The organism is Ruegeria sp. BC3, assembly GCF_056539265.1.
Genome location: NZ_JBQFUP010000010.1, coordinates 15852 through 30274 on the forward strand (window position 1 = coordinate 15852; position 14423 = coordinate 30274).

15 protein-coding genes and 1 tRNA gene are annotated in these 14423 nt (G+C 57.6%); all 16 read left to right on the plus strand.

Translation table 11 applies throughout. The annotated features are described in order from the left end of the window. Positions 1–23 precede the first annotated feature (23 nt). The 16 genes from hisD to ACR0MV_RS19875 all read left to right on the plus strand — a co-directional run bounded on the left by hisD (position 24) and on the right by ACR0MV_RS19875 (position 14412). On the plus strand, positions 24–1325 hold the full coding sequence (gene hisD, locus ACR0MV_RS19800) for a histidinol dehydrogenase (RefSeq protein WP_480703412.1): 1302 nt from the start codon (positions 24–26) through the stop codon (positions 1323–1325). Between the two features lie 122 nt (positions 1326–1447). Next, entirely contained in the window at positions 1448–2248 is an 801-nt protein-coding gene (locus ACR0MV_RS19805) for a hypothetical protein (protein WP_480703413.1), read from the plus strand. A 71-nt stretch (positions 2249–2319) separates the two neighbouring features. Further along, positions 2320–2799, plus strand: coding sequence for a UPF0262 family protein (locus tag ACR0MV_RS19810; protein ID WP_170468915.1), 480 nt, complete (start codon positions 2320–2322; stop codon positions 2797–2799). Between the two features lie 3 nt (positions 2800–2802). Beyond that, a complete protein-coding gene (locus ACR0MV_RS19815) occupies positions 2803–3261 on the plus strand; it encodes an arsenate-mycothiol transferase ArsC (protein WP_170427235.1) in 459 nt (152 codons plus the stop codon). Continuing rightward, positions 3258–3656 carry a ketosteroid isomerase-related protein gene (locus ACR0MV_RS19820; protein WP_480703414.1) on the plus strand — a complete coding sequence of 133 codons (399 nt, stop codon included), beginning with the start codon at positions 3258–3260 and terminating at the stop codon, positions 3654–3656. Before ACR0MV_RS19815 ends, ACR0MV_RS19820 begins: the two co-directional genes overlap by 4 nt. Then, positions 3649–4242 (plus strand): GNAT family N-acetyltransferase, encoded by a 594-nt coding sequence (locus tag ACR0MV_RS19825; RefSeq protein ID WP_480703415.1) that lies wholly within the window; start codon positions 3649–3651, stop codon positions 4240–4242. The genes ACR0MV_RS19820 and ACR0MV_RS19825 overlap by 8 nt, the downstream gene beginning before the upstream one ends. A gap of 193 nt (positions 4243–4435) precedes the next feature. Next, the gene (locus tag ACR0MV_RS19830) at positions 4436–5311 is read left to right on the plus strand and encodes a carbon-nitrogen hydrolase family protein (protein ID WP_480703416.1); all 876 of its coding nucleotides are present in this window, start codon (positions 4436–4438) and stop codon (positions 5309–5311) included. A gap of 91 nt (positions 5312–5402) precedes the next feature. After that, complete coding sequence (gene infA / locus ACR0MV_RS19835) at positions 5403–5621, plus strand: translation initiation factor IF-1 (protein ID WP_005978431.1); 219 nt, start codon at positions 5403–5405, stop codon at positions 5619–5621. 11 nt (positions 5622–5632) lie between these two features. Further along, complete coding sequence (locus ACR0MV_RS19840) at positions 5633–6211, plus strand: Maf family protein (protein ID WP_480703417.1); 579 nt, start codon at positions 5633–5635, stop codon at positions 6209–6211. Further along, positions 6208–7230: a ribonuclease E/G gene (locus ACR0MV_RS19845; protein ID WP_480703418.1), complete on the plus strand. Its 1023-nt coding sequence runs from the start codon at positions 6208–6210 to the stop codon at positions 7228–7230. Before ACR0MV_RS19840 ends, ACR0MV_RS19845 begins: the two co-directional genes overlap by 4 nt. After that, positions 7227–7409 carry a DNA gyrase inhibitor YacG gene (locus tag ACR0MV_RS19850; RefSeq protein ID WP_170427229.1) on the plus strand — a complete coding sequence of 61 codons (183 nt, stop codon included), beginning with the start codon at positions 7227–7229 and terminating at the stop codon, positions 7407–7409. The genes ACR0MV_RS19845 and ACR0MV_RS19850 overlap by 4 nt, the downstream gene beginning before the upstream one ends. A 79-nt stretch (positions 7410–7488) precedes the next feature. Next, positions 7489–7563 (plus strand) — tRNA-Phe (locus ACR0MV_RS19855). A gap of 815 nt (positions 7564–8378) precedes the next feature. Then, entirely contained in the window at positions 8379–10352 is a 1974-nt protein-coding gene (locus ACR0MV_RS19860) for a DEAD/DEAH box helicase (protein ID WP_480703419.1), read from the plus strand. Between the two features lie 405 nt (positions 10353–10757). Beyond that, on the plus strand, positions 10758–11708 hold the full coding sequence (locus tag ACR0MV_RS19865) for an ABC transporter substrate-binding protein (protein WP_170427211.1): 951 nt from the start codon (positions 10758–10760) through the stop codon (positions 11706–11708). A gap of 84 nt (positions 11709–11792) precedes the next feature. Continuing rightward, on the plus strand, positions 11793–12830 hold the full coding sequence (locus tag ACR0MV_RS19870) for a quaternary amine ABC transporter ATP-binding protein (RefSeq protein ID WP_170427210.1): 1038 nt from the start codon (positions 11793–11795) through the stop codon (positions 12828–12830). Further along, complete coding sequence (locus ACR0MV_RS19875) at positions 12823–14412, plus strand: ABC transporter permease (RefSeq protein WP_480703421.1); 1590 nt, start codon at positions 12823–12825, stop codon at positions 14410–14412. The genes ACR0MV_RS19870 and ACR0MV_RS19875 overlap by 8 nt, the downstream gene beginning before the upstream one ends. The last annotated feature ends 11 nt before the right edge of the window (positions 14413–14423 follow it).

Below are 14423 nucleotides of genomic sequence, written 5' to 3' on the forward strand. Positions count from 1 at the left end.
CAATCGCTCCGGAGTGCCAGAATATGCCCGTTTTCCTCGACACGACGTCGCCCGAGTTTGAAACCGCTTTCGCCACCTTGCTGTCCGCCAAGCGCGAAGACAGCCCGGATGTGGACGCGGTGGTGGCCCAGATCATCGACGACGTGCGATCGCGTGGCGACGCTGCAGTCATCGAGTTGACCGCCAAGTTCGACCGGTTGGAGCTTACGCCTGAAACACTGGCCTTCAGTGCGGATGAGATCGCGGCGGCGGTCACGCAGGTCTCAGATGAGGATCGGGCAGCGCTGGAATTGGCCGCCGACCGGATTCGTGCCTATCACGAAAAGCAGCTGCCAGAGGATCAACAATGGACCGACGCCACGGGTGCGACACTGGGCTGGCGCTGGTCAGCGGTTTCTGCGGCTGGGCTCTACGTGCCGGGTGGGTTGGCGTCTTACCCGTCGTCGGTCCTGATGAACGCGATCCCGGCCAAGGTGGCAGGCGTCGAGCGTCTGGCCATCGCGGTGCCGACGCCGGACGGGCAGGCGAATCCGCTGGTTCTGCTGGCCGCGCAACTTTCCGGCGTTGATGAAATCTATCGTATCGGCGGTGCGCAGGCGATCGCCGCGTTGGCTTATGGCACCAACAGCATTGCGCCCGTGGACAAAATTACTGGCCCTGGGAATGCCTTTGTGGCTGCAGCCAAACGACGTGTGTTCGGCAAGGTTGGCATCGACATGATCGCTGGTCCGTCCGAAATTCTGGTGATCGCTGACAAGGACAACGACCCCGACTGGATCGCATTGGACCTGCTCAGCCAGGCAGAGCACGATGAAAGTGCGCAGTCGATCCTGATCACAGACGACGCGAGTTTTGGCCAGGCTGTTGCTGAAGCGGTCGACATACGGTTGGAAACCCTGCAGCGCCGGGCCATCGCAGGGGCAAGCTGGCGGGACTTTGGTGCCATCATCACAGTGCGCGATCTGGACGAGGCTGCGGTGTTGTCAAATCGCATTGCTCCAGAGCACTTGGAGCTTTGCGTGGCCGACCCTGTGGCGCTGAGTGCCAAGACCATCCACGCCGGTGCTATCTTTTTGGGTCAGTACACCCCCGAAGCCATTGGCGACTATGTCGGTGGGCCAAACCACGTACTGCCAACGGCGCGTTCGGCGCGGTTCTCTTCGGGTCTGAGCGTGATGGACTTTCTCAAGCGCACAACGATCAGCCAGATGACCCCCGAGGCTTTGAGGGCAATAGGCCCAGCTGCCGAAAAGCTGGCACAGTCCGAGAGCCTTGAGGCGCATGGCCTGTCGGTAACAGCGCGATTGAAACGCCTGAACGGCTAAAAGGTTTATGGCCCGCGGGCCACACCTGAGGTGAACCTGAAAGACTGGTAGGCGATTGTGCTTGAACCCGCCTGCCTTTGACCGTCGCTTTGGCTGCAAGATTTGGTGCGAAGGAACTGAACTTGGAACGTGTGGCAACTCTGTGGATCGGTAAGCGGTTTAGTTTCCTCGAACATCTGTGCTTGAAGTCTTTCGCAGATGTCGATCAGAAACCGATCGTCTACCACTATGGTGAGCTTGAGGATATTCCCGACTACGTCGAGGCCCGCGATGCCCGAGAAATCTTCGATACGTCCGAGATTTACCGCGACCCTGTCACCCGTTCCGTTGCCGTACATGCAGACCTTTTTCGTCTGAAGCTATTGCGCGATACAGACTATATCTGGGTGGACGCTGACGCCTATGCGCTTAAGCCGTTTGCGACGCAGAATGGATACTTGTTCCCTTTGGGGAACAACAGGAGAAAGCGCATGATGAATGGAGTGCTGGCCTTCCCTTCGGAAAGTCCGGCGTTGCAGCGCATGTGCCAGTTTGCCTTCGACAGCGATCTCGTGCCGCCCTGGTGGTCGGACGACCAAAAGCAGACCTACCTGGACCTGTTTGGCAGATCAACCTATTGGAGCCTGCCTTTGTTCAGCCTCGGCCCTCCGATGCTCTATCACTTTGTGTCCAAAAGCGAAGAGGGAGCGAACGCAGTCCCGCGGACCGAACTCTATGCGATCCCGCCAAGATTTCGCGCGTTGTGGAATGACCCTGACATATCCAAACTCGACTTTCTGGAGTGGCAGGACAAGATGTCGGTGCACTTCTACGGATCATGGTTTCGACGCATGTTTTCCGGCGTGACAGCCTTCAGTCAGGGCTCGTTGATCGATCAATTGCTAAAGAACCACAAAATCGACCCTGCGGAGTTTCCGATTTGATCGGTTCCTGCGTTGTTCATTTATTTCTGGTGCGATAAAGCTTTCCCGACCTGAATGGACCAAGCGTAAAAATGACCCGCATTTCGCATATCGAACTGGACGACCGAAACCTGCCCCCGCCGACCCCTGAGATCGAGCAGGAGCGCAAGGTTGCGATCTATGACTTGCTGGAAGAAAACAGCTTTGCGCTGCCCACGCGCGATGATCGCGTTGTACCCGATGGTCCGTACCGGGTGCAGCTGTCAATCCGCGACAAGCGGCTGGTTTTTGACATCGCAACCGAGGCTGAGGAAAAAGCCGCTGAGTTCCATCTGTCGCTGGGGCCGTTCCGGCAGGTCGTCAAAGACTATTTCCAAATTTGCGAAAGCTATTTCGACGCGGTGAAAACCCTGCCGCCCAGTCAGATCGAAACCATCGACATGGCGCGTCGTGGCATTCACAATGAAGGCAGCCGCGTTTTGCAGGAGCGACTTGAAGGTAAGGCCGAGATTGACACCGATACCGCGCGTCGCTTGTTCACGCTAATCTGCGTGCTGCATTTCGGAGGCTGACGCGTGAAGCCTTTGCCGCAGTCGGTCCTGTTTTGTTGCGACCATAACGCGGTTCGGTCTCCTATGGCCGAAGGTCTCATGAAGAAATTCTACGGCACCGGGACTTATGTTCAGTCGGCAGGTGTTCACAACGATCTGGAAATCGACGGCTTTTGTATCGCTGTTTGCCAAGAGGTGGGTGTCGAGCTGTCCCGTCACCGGTCCCGCTCGTTCGACGAAATGCAGGAATGGGGCGACGATCTCAGCTCGTTTGATCTGATCGTTGCCTTGTCACCCGCCAGCCAGCGTCGAGCGTTGGAACTGACCAGAATTTTCCATCTGGATGTCGATTATTGGCCAATAATGGACCCTACTGGGATGGGCGAGACACGAACGGATAAGCTAACCCACTACCGACAGACCCGCGATCAGATCATTCAGCATCTGAGAGACAGCTGGGGCGAACCAACGGAGGGGATATGAGCGAGACCGTCAAAACCTATTTCACTGCCTTCAACGCCGGCGATGTCGACGGCATGCTGGCTTGCCTGTCCGATGACGTGGCCCACCACGTGAACGAAGGCCAGATCCGTATCGGCAAAGACCAATTCGCTGCGTTTTGCGCGCATATGAACCGCTGCTACAACGAACACCTGACCGATATCGTGGTGTTCGAAGCCGAAAACGGTACCCGCGCAGCGGCCGAGTTCATCGTGAACGGAACCTATCTGCAAACCGACGAGGGCCTGCCCGAAGCGCATGGGCAGACCTATCGCCTGCCCGCTGGGTCGTTCTTTGACCTGAAGGACGGCAAGATCACCCGTGTCACGACGTTCTATAACCTCGCGGACTGGACCAAGCAGGTTTCAAATGGCTGAGGTCACCGCCGTCCGCCCCTTGGTCGGAGCGGCTCTGGCAGAGGCCTTGGATGATGTGGCGCGCCTGCGGATCGAGGTGTTTCGGGCTTGGCCGTACCTTTACGATGGCGACCTCGAATACGAACGCAAATACCTGCAGTCTTACCGGGACAGCGACAAAGCCATCGTGGTCGGAGCCTTTGAAGGCGACCGCCTGATCGGAGCTTCGACCGGCGCGCCACTGGTTGATCACGCTGACGATTTTGCAGCCGCGTTTGAAGGGTCCGGTCTGGATTTGTCCGAAATTTTCTACTGCGCCGAATCCGTCCTATTGTCCGACTATCGCGGCCAGGGCGTTGGTCACACTTTCTTTGATCTGCGCGAGGCTCATGCCCGCGAGCTGGGATTTAAGAAAAGCGTGTTTTGCGGAGTGCAGCGCCCAGCCGATCACCCGTTGCGGCCCGAGAACTATCGTCCTCTGGATGCCTTCTGGCGGGCACGGGGTTATGAGCCACTTCCGGGCGTAGTTGCCGAGTTTTCGTGGAAGGATATCGGAGAGCAGGGCGAGAAGCGAAAGCCCCTGCAATTCTGGATACGCGATCTGTGACGCTGAGCTGCTGAGAAACTCTCCGAATTATGGTGCGATCCAGAAGCACGCAGAACTCAGCGGTTTCCCAGCCAATATCATCACCGAGGTCACAACGATTATCGACCCGACGACTGCCAATTGATTGGCGCTGTACAGCGCGCGGTATCCGCGACTATGGTCTGGTGATTTTGACTTAAAGAGGATGCAGCCTGTGAAAGTCGCCACCGCCGCCTACAACCTCGATTGGCTCGACAGTTGGGCGCAGTATGAGGACAAACTGGACCGCTGGGTCTCGGACGCAGCGGGGCAGGGTGCGGACTTGCTGGTGTTTCCCGAATACGGCGCGATGGAGCTGTCGACGCTGGACGGAACTGAGGTTGCTGGTGATCTGGAACGTTCGATCCGTGCCGTCTCTGACCGGATGGAGGACGTGCAGGCCTTGCATGCACGATTGGCGCGGGCCCACCAAGCATACATTCTGGGTGCATCCGCCCCGGTTGTGGACGGCCCCGATCGACCGGTAAATCGCGCCGTTCTGTATGCACCGGATGGTGGGCAGGACCATCAGGACAAACAGATCATGACCCGGTTCGAGCGTGAAGACTGGGACATCGCCGCTGGCGGTCCGCTAAAGCTTTTCGATACAGCGCTTGGCAAAATCGGTGTGTTGATCTGTTACGACAGCGAATTTCCTTTGTTGGGTCGGGCGTTACAGGATGCGGATTTCATCCTTGTCCCGTCCTGCACCGAGGCTCTATCGGGATATTGGCGGGTGCGGATCGGGGCGATGTCCAGAGCGCTGGAAAATCAATGCGTTACCATAATGTCGTCGCTTGTGGGCGACAACGAATGGTCTCAGGCCGTAGACATGAATACAGGAGCAGGCGGCGTGTTTGGCCCGCCGGACAAGGGTTTCCCGGCGACCGGGGTGCTGGCAGAAGGCACTTTGAATCAGCCGGGTTGGACCTATGCTGAGGTTGATCGGGCGGCCATCGCCAACGTGCGCGCGGACGGCCACGTCCTTAACCGAACCCACTGGGACGAGCAGTTACCCCGAGTCGATTCGGTCACATTATCCGCCCTTTAGGTGATTCCGCCCTTGAAATAAGGCCGAAATAGGCTCATTTAAGCGCACATCCCCGCAGATTCTGCGGGTGCAACGTAATGATGGAGACAACATGGCCAAGGAAGATACGCTCGAATTTCCCGGTGTCGTGAAGGAACTCCTGCCTAATGCGACGTTTCGGGTCGAGCTGGAAAACGGCCATGAGATCATCGCACATACGGCAGGCAAGATGCGCAAAAACCGCATCCGTGTTCTGGCCGGCGACAAGGTTCAGGTCGAGATGACCCCCTATGATCTGACCAAGGGTCGGATCAACTACCGCTTCAAGTAACGCCTGCCGAAATGGCGTTTATCTTAGGATCGGGCAGCCCAAGGCGGCTGGACCTGTTGGACCAGCTTGGCGTGCAGCCCGATGCAATTCGCGCGCCTGACATCGATGAAACGCCTTTGAAAGGCGAGTTGCCGGTGCCCTATTGCAGCCGCATTACGCGCGCAAAAGTTCAGGCAGTTCAAGCCGATAGCGATGACGTTACCCTGTGTGCGGACACCACCGTGGCGCTGGGTCGTCGAATTCTGGGCAAACCCGAAGACGCGGGACAAGCCGCAGAATTCCTGCATGCACTGTCCGGTCGGCGGCACCGCGTGATCACCTCGGTCGCTGTGCGGCGCGGGGATCGGGTGCTGCAGCGTGATGTGGTTTCTCAGGTCAAGGTCAAGCGCCTGTCGGATGTTGAGATCAACGCCTATCTGGCGACCGGAGACTGGCAAGGCAAAGCAGGGGCCTATGCTATTCAAGGCCCGGCCGGAGCTTTCATTCCGTGGATTTCCGGCTCGTTCACCGGCATCGTGGGCTTACCTCTGTCTGAAACCGCCGCCCTTTTGCAAGGCATCGGCTATCCCCTGTATCGTGAGGCATCATGAAGGGTCGCACCATCGTTCTGGACCACATCGAAAACCGCGAAGCCGCGGCGCTTATGGTCGACGGTCAATTGGATGATTTCCTGATCGCCGCTGATGCACCTGCGCCGGGTACGATATACCGCGCGCGCGCGGACCGGCCGGTCAAAGGTCAGGGTGGTATGTTCCTGACCACGCCCGACGGACCGGCCTTTCTGCGGCAGGTTAAAGGATTGGCCCCGGGCGCGCTGATGCTGGTTCAGGTGACCGGTTACGCCGAACCCGGAAAAGCGTTGCCGGTGACGGATCGCGTTCTGTTCAAAAGCCGTTATGCAATCATCACGCCCGATGCACCGGGTCTGAATATTTCTCGCTCGATCCGAGATGAGGACGAACGCGACCGCCTGCTTGAAATTGCGCATGAGAGCATGGAAGGCAGCGATTATGGGCTGATTCTACGCTCGTGCTGTGCTGGCGAAGATGCGGGCGAAATCGCCGATGACATCGGTACGATGCTGGCGCACGCAGATCAGGCCCTCAATGACTCCGGAACCGAGCCAGAGATGCTTCTAGAGGGCGACGGCCCCCATGTCCTTGCGTGGCGCGACTGGACCGATCCGGCCGAGGTTGTGACGCAACCGGGCAGTTTTGAATCCCACGGCGTTCTGGACGCATTGGATGTCGTGCGCGGGGTTTCGGAACCGCTATCCGGCGGCGCGCATCTGTACATCCAGCCCACCCGCGCTTTGGTTGCCGTGGACGTCAATACCGGGTCGGATACGTCGCTGGCAGCAGGAACCAAGGCGAACTTCGCCTGCGCCAAAGCTCTGGCGCGTGCCTTACGCGTTCGAGGTTTGGGCGGGCAAATCACCCTGGATCTGGCGCCGATGCCGAAAAAAGACCGCCGAGGGTTCGAATCCGCCCTGCGCGCCGCTTTTAAGGCTGATTCCATTGAAACCACGCTGGCGGGCTGGACACCGCTGGGTCACTACGAACTGCAACGCAAACGCGGTCGTATCCCATTGGCTGAGGTGTTGAAATGAGCTGCCCAATCTGCGGAGAAGAGACGATAACCAAGTTCCGCCCTTTCTGTTCGAAACGCTGCGCGGATATCGACTTGGCCAAGTGGCTGAACGGTTCCTACGCCGTTCCATCGCAGCGCGAAGAGGAGCTGGATGCAGAAGTTTCGGACGTTGAAACAGAGCAATCGCGTCCGCATTGAAAAAATGTAAAAAAGCCTCTGGACACTGCCTGTAGCAAGTCATAGAAGGCCTCCACCCAACGGCAAACGCCGTTCCCGTGCCCGGGTAGCTCAGGGGTAGAGCAGTGGATTGAAAATCCTCGTGTCGGTGGTTCGATTCCGCCCCCGGGCACCAACAAAATCAAAGACTTACGGAAAATTGAGAAAGCCGGAAACGGCGATTGTCTCACTTTTGTCTCTGGGAATTGTAGTCACAACCTCGGCAAGGCGGGGCAAACCTAGGAACCGGCATAGGCCCTCTGTTTCATCCTAACCGGTTTTCTTGCATCCCGCTTTGCGGAAGTTATCACTTGATGGCCATTTTTGAGAGGCAAGGGGAACCCACTCCTGGGGACAGACTTGTTTTGTTTACTGTCAGGGTAGTCTTGCCTGATTGCAGTTGTTGGTTGTTTCTGGAGCCTGCGTGACATCAGCCATGCTACAGCTCCCCCGCCCAAACCTCTCAAAAATGGCAATCTGCCTCTGGTAGTATAGTACCTCTTTGTCTCAACTTTGTCTCGTTATGTAGTCCGTAACCTGGTGATAAGTTAAGCAATTGAAAACGGGGGTACTTTTGGGGGTAGAAACGAGAACCTATTATCCTCGTTACCCCCACACTCTGAGAAAATACCAAATAAAAACAACAGACTCCCTATGAGTTGAAAATCCTCGTGTCGGTGGTTCGATTCCGCCCCCGGCACCACTTTTCAAAAGCAAATACGTTATGTTGCACGTGTCACAACTAGTTGCACGTGTCACAACTAAATGTGTGAACCGCAGTGTTGTCGTTTTTTACCTATTGCCGTTCCAGGCGGGTCGGCGATGTTCAAAAGGCCGAGCGCAAGACACGGCTGTACATTGGCCAGAACTCCAGATAAAGGGCGGTCCTTACCCATGGATGATGCGCTGAGTTCTAGGCTGTATCTCCCGTCTTACGCAAAGAATACCACCGTGAAAAAAACCATCGCAGACGCGCTTGCCCGCAAGGGTTATGACACTTTGACACAAGTCCAACAGGCTGTGGCGCAGCCTGATTTGGAAGGGCGCGATATGTTGGTGTCGGCACAGACCGGCTCGGGTAAAACCATCGGTTTCGGGCTGGCGATTGCGCCGCAGATTCTGAGTGATGGTGACACATTCGGGGCGTCTGGTGCCCCCTTGGCTCTGGTTGTTGCGCCGACGCGGGAACTGGCGTTGCAGGTAAAGCGGGAACTGAGCTGGCTCTATGCGGACGCAGGCGCTTATCTGGCGTCCTGCGTTGGTGGTATGGACATGCGTGACGAGCGTCGAGCACTGGCGCGCGGGGCGCATATAGTTGTCGCGACACCCGGGCGGCTCAGAGACCATATCATGCGCGGATCCATCGATCTGACTGCGATCCGGGCCGTGGTTCTGGACGAGGCCGACGAAATGCTTGACCTCGGGTTTCGCGAAGATCTGGAGTTCATTCTGGACGAAACTCCTGCTGATCGCCAAACCCTGTTGTTCTCTGCCACCGTCCCGCGCGCTATCGCCAATCTGGCGACAAAGTACCAGCAAGACGCGGCGCGGGTCAGTACGGTCAGCGAACAAACGCAGCATGCCGATATTGAATACCGTGCGATGATTGTTGCTCCGCGGGACGGTGAAAATGCAATCATCAACGTATTGCGATACTACGAGGCGCCGAATGCCATCGTCTTTTGCAATACCCGCGCAATGGTGTCTCGTTTGACCACGCGGTTGTCCAACCGGGGGTTCTCGGTTGTGGCGCTGTCGGGCGAGCTGACACAGGGCGAGCGCTCCAATGCACTGCAGTCCATGCGGGATGGGCGGGCACGTGTTTGTGTGGCTACAGACGTTGCTGCTCGCGGGATCGACCTGCCGAACCTGGATCTGGTTGTGCATGCCGAATTGCCGAAGACTCATGAAACACTGTTGCACCGTTCAGGACGTACAGGGCGGGCTGGGCGCAAAGGTGTCAGCGCGCTGGTGGTCGAACCGTCCTCGCGCAAAAAGGCTGAACGTATCCTGAAGTTTGCCAAACTCACTGCGGATTGGGGGACGGCCCCATCGGCGGATGAGGTGAACGCACGCGATCAGGACCGGATGTTTGCCTCAGATGACTGGCAGGTCGAGATCACGGAGAGCGAACGCTCGGCGGTTCAGCATCTGGTCGATACATTCGCGCCGGAACAGATTGCGGCGGCCTATCTGCGCCAATACAAGCTGCGCCATTCGGCGCCGGAAGAATTGGCCTCGGTGACGGCAGAGCGTCCGAAACCGCGTGCGGCTTTTGGACCAAGCGTTTGGTTCTCCTTGTCGGAAGGGCGCAACCAGAACGCATCGCCCCGGCATTTGTTGCCTATGATTTGCAAAGCAGGCGGTTTGACCAAGGATGATATAGGGGCAATCCGAATTGCCGATGATCTTTCTTATGTCGAAATCCGCGCAGACCGTGTTTCCGGTTTTCTGACCGCATTGGGTTCTGAGATGATGATCGAAGGGTCCAAGGAAGTCGTGCAACTGGAGGGCGCGCCCGACATCCCGGCCTTTGAGCGGTCCAAGCCGGGGCGCGGTCCCAAGGGAAAACCACGGCCAAAGACCGGTAGACCCGATTGGAAAGAGACCCCGCCGCGCCGCAAGGACGCTTCGAAACCCGACGGTCGTAAACCTCGCGGGTACACGGAGAGTACAGCAAAGCCGGTAAGAGCCGAGCGTGCCGAGCCCGGTGACGGTAAGTTCCAGGCTAAAGGCGTCAAATCCAAACCGCGCAGCCCGCGCGATGATAAAGCCAAGGACGATAAGCCAAAGTTTGGCGGCAAGGTTGCAAAAGGTCCGCTACCTCCTAAGGGTAAACCAAACAGCAAGAAGAACCGTGCTCGTGCTGCAGCTGCAAAAGCTGGTAAGGGTGGGGATGCGGTGCCAAAACGGCGAAAAAGCTGATTTTGGGCCTGACCTATGGGCCGAGCAGCTAGAAAAACTGTGCGTCGCGGAGCTGCCGATCTGGCTGCTCCGCGTTTGCGTTTTAGGGTTCAACTCCTTTGCTACGGGCACCTGATTGGGTCGGTAAACCGCCCAAAAATCGAGAATTCCTTTGTTCGTGCTGCACAAATCTAAATTTCGAAAAACAAAAACTCACCTATGATAATTCCGAATAAGGGGGTTTGTAGGAGGTAACCCTTGATGGGTGGCGCGTCCGCGTGCTTGAATTTTGGTGTCAGCTGGGCGCGCTGCGCCGTTGACCAAAAAACGGGGGAAGTAACGGCTTTCCGACACTGTTTGTAAGGTGCGCAACTGCCCATGGGCACGGAAGAACGGCACCGCAGACGCCCAACATGGAGACACCAAATGAACAAACTAGCCACGTTACTGGGAGGCGCATCCGCTGTCGTCGCTGGTCCAGCTCTTGCCGCAGACATTGTGATCGGCGTGCCGAACTGGGCCTCGGTGAATGCCACCGCGCATATCCTTGAAGTCGTGATCGAAGAAAACCTGGGCCTGGATGTAGAGCTTCAGAACGGAACAAACCCAATTGTGTTCGAGGCGATGGATTCCGGTGCAATGCACGTTCACCCGGAAGTGTGGATGCCGAACCAGCAGAACCTGCACGACACGTATGTCAAAGACAACGGCACTGTTGTCATGAACGAAAACCCGGTTCAGGCCGAGCAGGGGATGTGCGTCCCGACCTATATCGCCGAGCAGAATGACATCACATCCATTGATGATCTGAGTGATCCGGACAAGATGGCCATTTTCGACACGGACGGGAATGGAACGCCAGAAGTCTGGATCGGTGCACCCGGATGGGCCTCGACCGTGGTCGAAAAGATCCGGGCCAAGTCCTATGGCTATGACCAGATTTTCGATCTGACTGAATACGAAGAAACCATTGCCTACGCCAACCTTGCGAATGCGACAAAAGCCGGCGAGCCTTGGATCGGGTTCTGCTACAGCCCTCACTACATCTTCGTGACGCAGGACCTGACCGTTTTGGAAGAGCCAGCGCATGATCCGGCCACCTGGACTATCGTGCAGCCCACCGACGACCCGGATTGGCTGAGCAAATCCGAGGCGTCCAGCGCATGGAACGGCGCGACCTTGCACCTGCACTATGCCAAAGAGCTGGAGGAAAATTACCCGGAGGTCGCGGCTCTGTTCCGGAACTACCAGATGCAGGGTGATGACCTGAGCGCGATGGGTAAAGCGCTTGCCGTGGACAATGTCGAAGCGGCTGATTTTGCCAAGCAGTGGGTCGCTGATAACGAAGACACCGTTATCGGCTGGCTGACCAACTAAAGCACACACTCTTAGGGCCGTCGCGAAAGTTCGCGGCGGCCTTTTGCGTTTTTGCCGGGGATAGTCTCCGTAGATGAGGGGCAAATGGACGAACCTGTCGTAAAGCTAGAAAATGTATGGAAAATCTTTGGCGCAAGGGCCGAAGAAGCCATGGCAGCGGTTCGGAGCGAGGGGATTGGAAAACCTGAAGTTCTGGAGAGATATAACTGCGTCGTCGGGGTACAAGGCGCGACTTTCGAAGTGCCGCGAGGCGAGATATTTTGCATCATGGGCCTGTCCGGGTCCGGCAAGTCGACCCTGGTGCGTCACGTCAATCGCCTGATCGAACCGACCGCCGGTAAGATCGAAATCATGGGGCGGGATGTCTCCAAAATTTCTGAGGCCGAGCTGCGCCGCATTCGGGCCATGCAGATCGGGATGGTATTTCAGCATATGGCGCTGATGCCGCACCGTTCGGTCCGCGATAATGTCGCCTACCCGCTGGAAATCCGGAAGGTTTCGAAATCGAAACGCTGGGCGGTTTCGGATCACGCCTTGGGGCTGGTGGACCTGACAGGTTACGAAGATCGCCTGCCCAAAGAATTGTCGGGCGGGATGCAGCAGCGGGTGGGGATTGCCCGTGCCCTTGCCTCGGACCCCGAGATTTTGTTGATGGACGAGCCGTTCTCGGCCCTGGATCCACTGATCCGCCTTCAGCTGCAGGATCAGTTCAAGGCGCTGGTGGCGCAGTTGAAAAAGACCACACTGTTCATCACGCACGATCTGGATGAGGCCATTCGCATTGGCCATCGCATCGCCATCATGAAGGATGGTGTGATCGTACAGATCGGCACGCCCGAGGACATCGTCATGAACCCGGCGGACGATTATGTCCGCGAATTCGTGCAGGGCATCTCAAAGCTGAAACTGGTCAAGGCGCATTCGATCATGGAGCCGCTGGACAGCTACTCTGGCCCGACCGAAGGCGCGCCGCGCGCGGATGAAGGGGCCGATCTGGACCAGTTGATCGACCTTGCCGTCAATACCGACCTGCCGGTCATCATCACCGATTCAGGCAGTGATGTGGGCGTGGTGACAAAACCGCGACTGCTGCGCGGAATCCAAGGGGGCAAAAATGACTGATGCAACCACCGAACTGAAGGTCACCGCCGCCTCGGATATTGAAGTCGATCGCGAGACGCTGGACCGCTCGATCCATGAATTTGCGGGCCCGAACGGCGAGTATTACGTCAACGCGTTCCACAAGATCCACGATGCAACCAGCGGTATTCCCAATACGTTCAATATCTGGGCGGCTGTTCTGGGGCCGTTCTGGTCGGCCTCTCGTGCAATTTGGGGGATGTTCTGGACGTTCCTGATCCTGGAAATCATCGCCTGGGTTCAGATCGGACGCGGTGCCTGGGGGAACCCCGGCGCGGATCTGGCGGAAAGGGCCGAGCGCCAACAGGCCCGCGCCAATGAACTATTGGAGCGCGCGGCCGCGGCCACCGAAAAGGCGGATATCGACCGGTTCAACAAGCTTGCGGCGAATATCCAAAAGGCGGCAGATGCCAGTTTGGAAAAAGCCGCCGCGGCTCAGTCCGAGGCGTTCGGCATCATGGTCACCGGATTGCTGATGCTGCTGGTTTTTAAGCTGGTGCAAGGGTTTTACGCGGATCGTGTGTATGAAAAGCAATACTCTCACTGGCGGATTAACCCGGACAAGACCGAAAGCGGTCGGTCTACGCGCAACACGGTTCTGGGCGCTGTTCTTGTCGCCGCCATCGGGCCATTGATCGTCTACAAGTTCACCGTTAACGCGTCGCTTCCGCTGCTGGATGCATTCCCCGAACAGCAAGTGTCGGCGATGATCCTGGGCGAAGGCAACGGAACGTTGTTCTCGACTTTAGCAAGCTGGATGGAGGCGCAGATCGACGCTGCTGCCGCGGCGGGCGGTGACGTCTTTGACGGTATCGTGGCTGGGGTGCGATCAGTTCTGGACGCGCTGACGGTAGCCCTGATCGGCTCACCATGGCCGGTCGTGATGCTGGTGATCTGCGTGACCGCGTGGCGTGCCGCTGGACCTCGGGTGGCGATCTTTACCGCCGCTTCGTTGGCATACATCGCGCTGCTGGGCTATTGGGACGTCGCGATGGAGACGGTGGCTCTGGTTGGTGCGGCAGTTCTGCTTTGCGTAGTCTTCGGCATCCCCCTGGGTATTTGGTTTGGCAAGTCCAAACGCGCCTACCGCGCGGCCGAACCGGTTCTGGACCTGATGCAGACGCTGCCCGCGTTCGTGTACCTGATCCCGATCATTGCCTTCTTTGGCACCGGTAACCCTCCGGGAATTCTGGCCACCATCATCTTTGGTATGCCGCCGGTGATCCGCCTGACGGCCTTGGGGATGCGCGGAGTGCCCGAAAGCATCAAAGAGGCCGCTGTGGCCTTTGGGGCCTCGAAATGGCAGTTGCTCAAGGATGTTGAAATCCCGCTGGCCCTTCCGTCCATCATGACGGGCGTAAACCAGACCATCCTGATGTGTCTGTCGATGGTGGTCATCATATCGCTGATTGGCGGTGGCGGTCTGGGTAAGGAAATCCTTGAAGCTCTGCAATACGCGGCCAAGGGGCCGGGCCTGCTGGGCGGGTTTGCGATCCTGTTCCTGGCGATGGTCATGGACCGGATCGTCCAGGGTGCCTTCCGGCGAGAAGACGAAAAAATCTGAATTCAAACGCC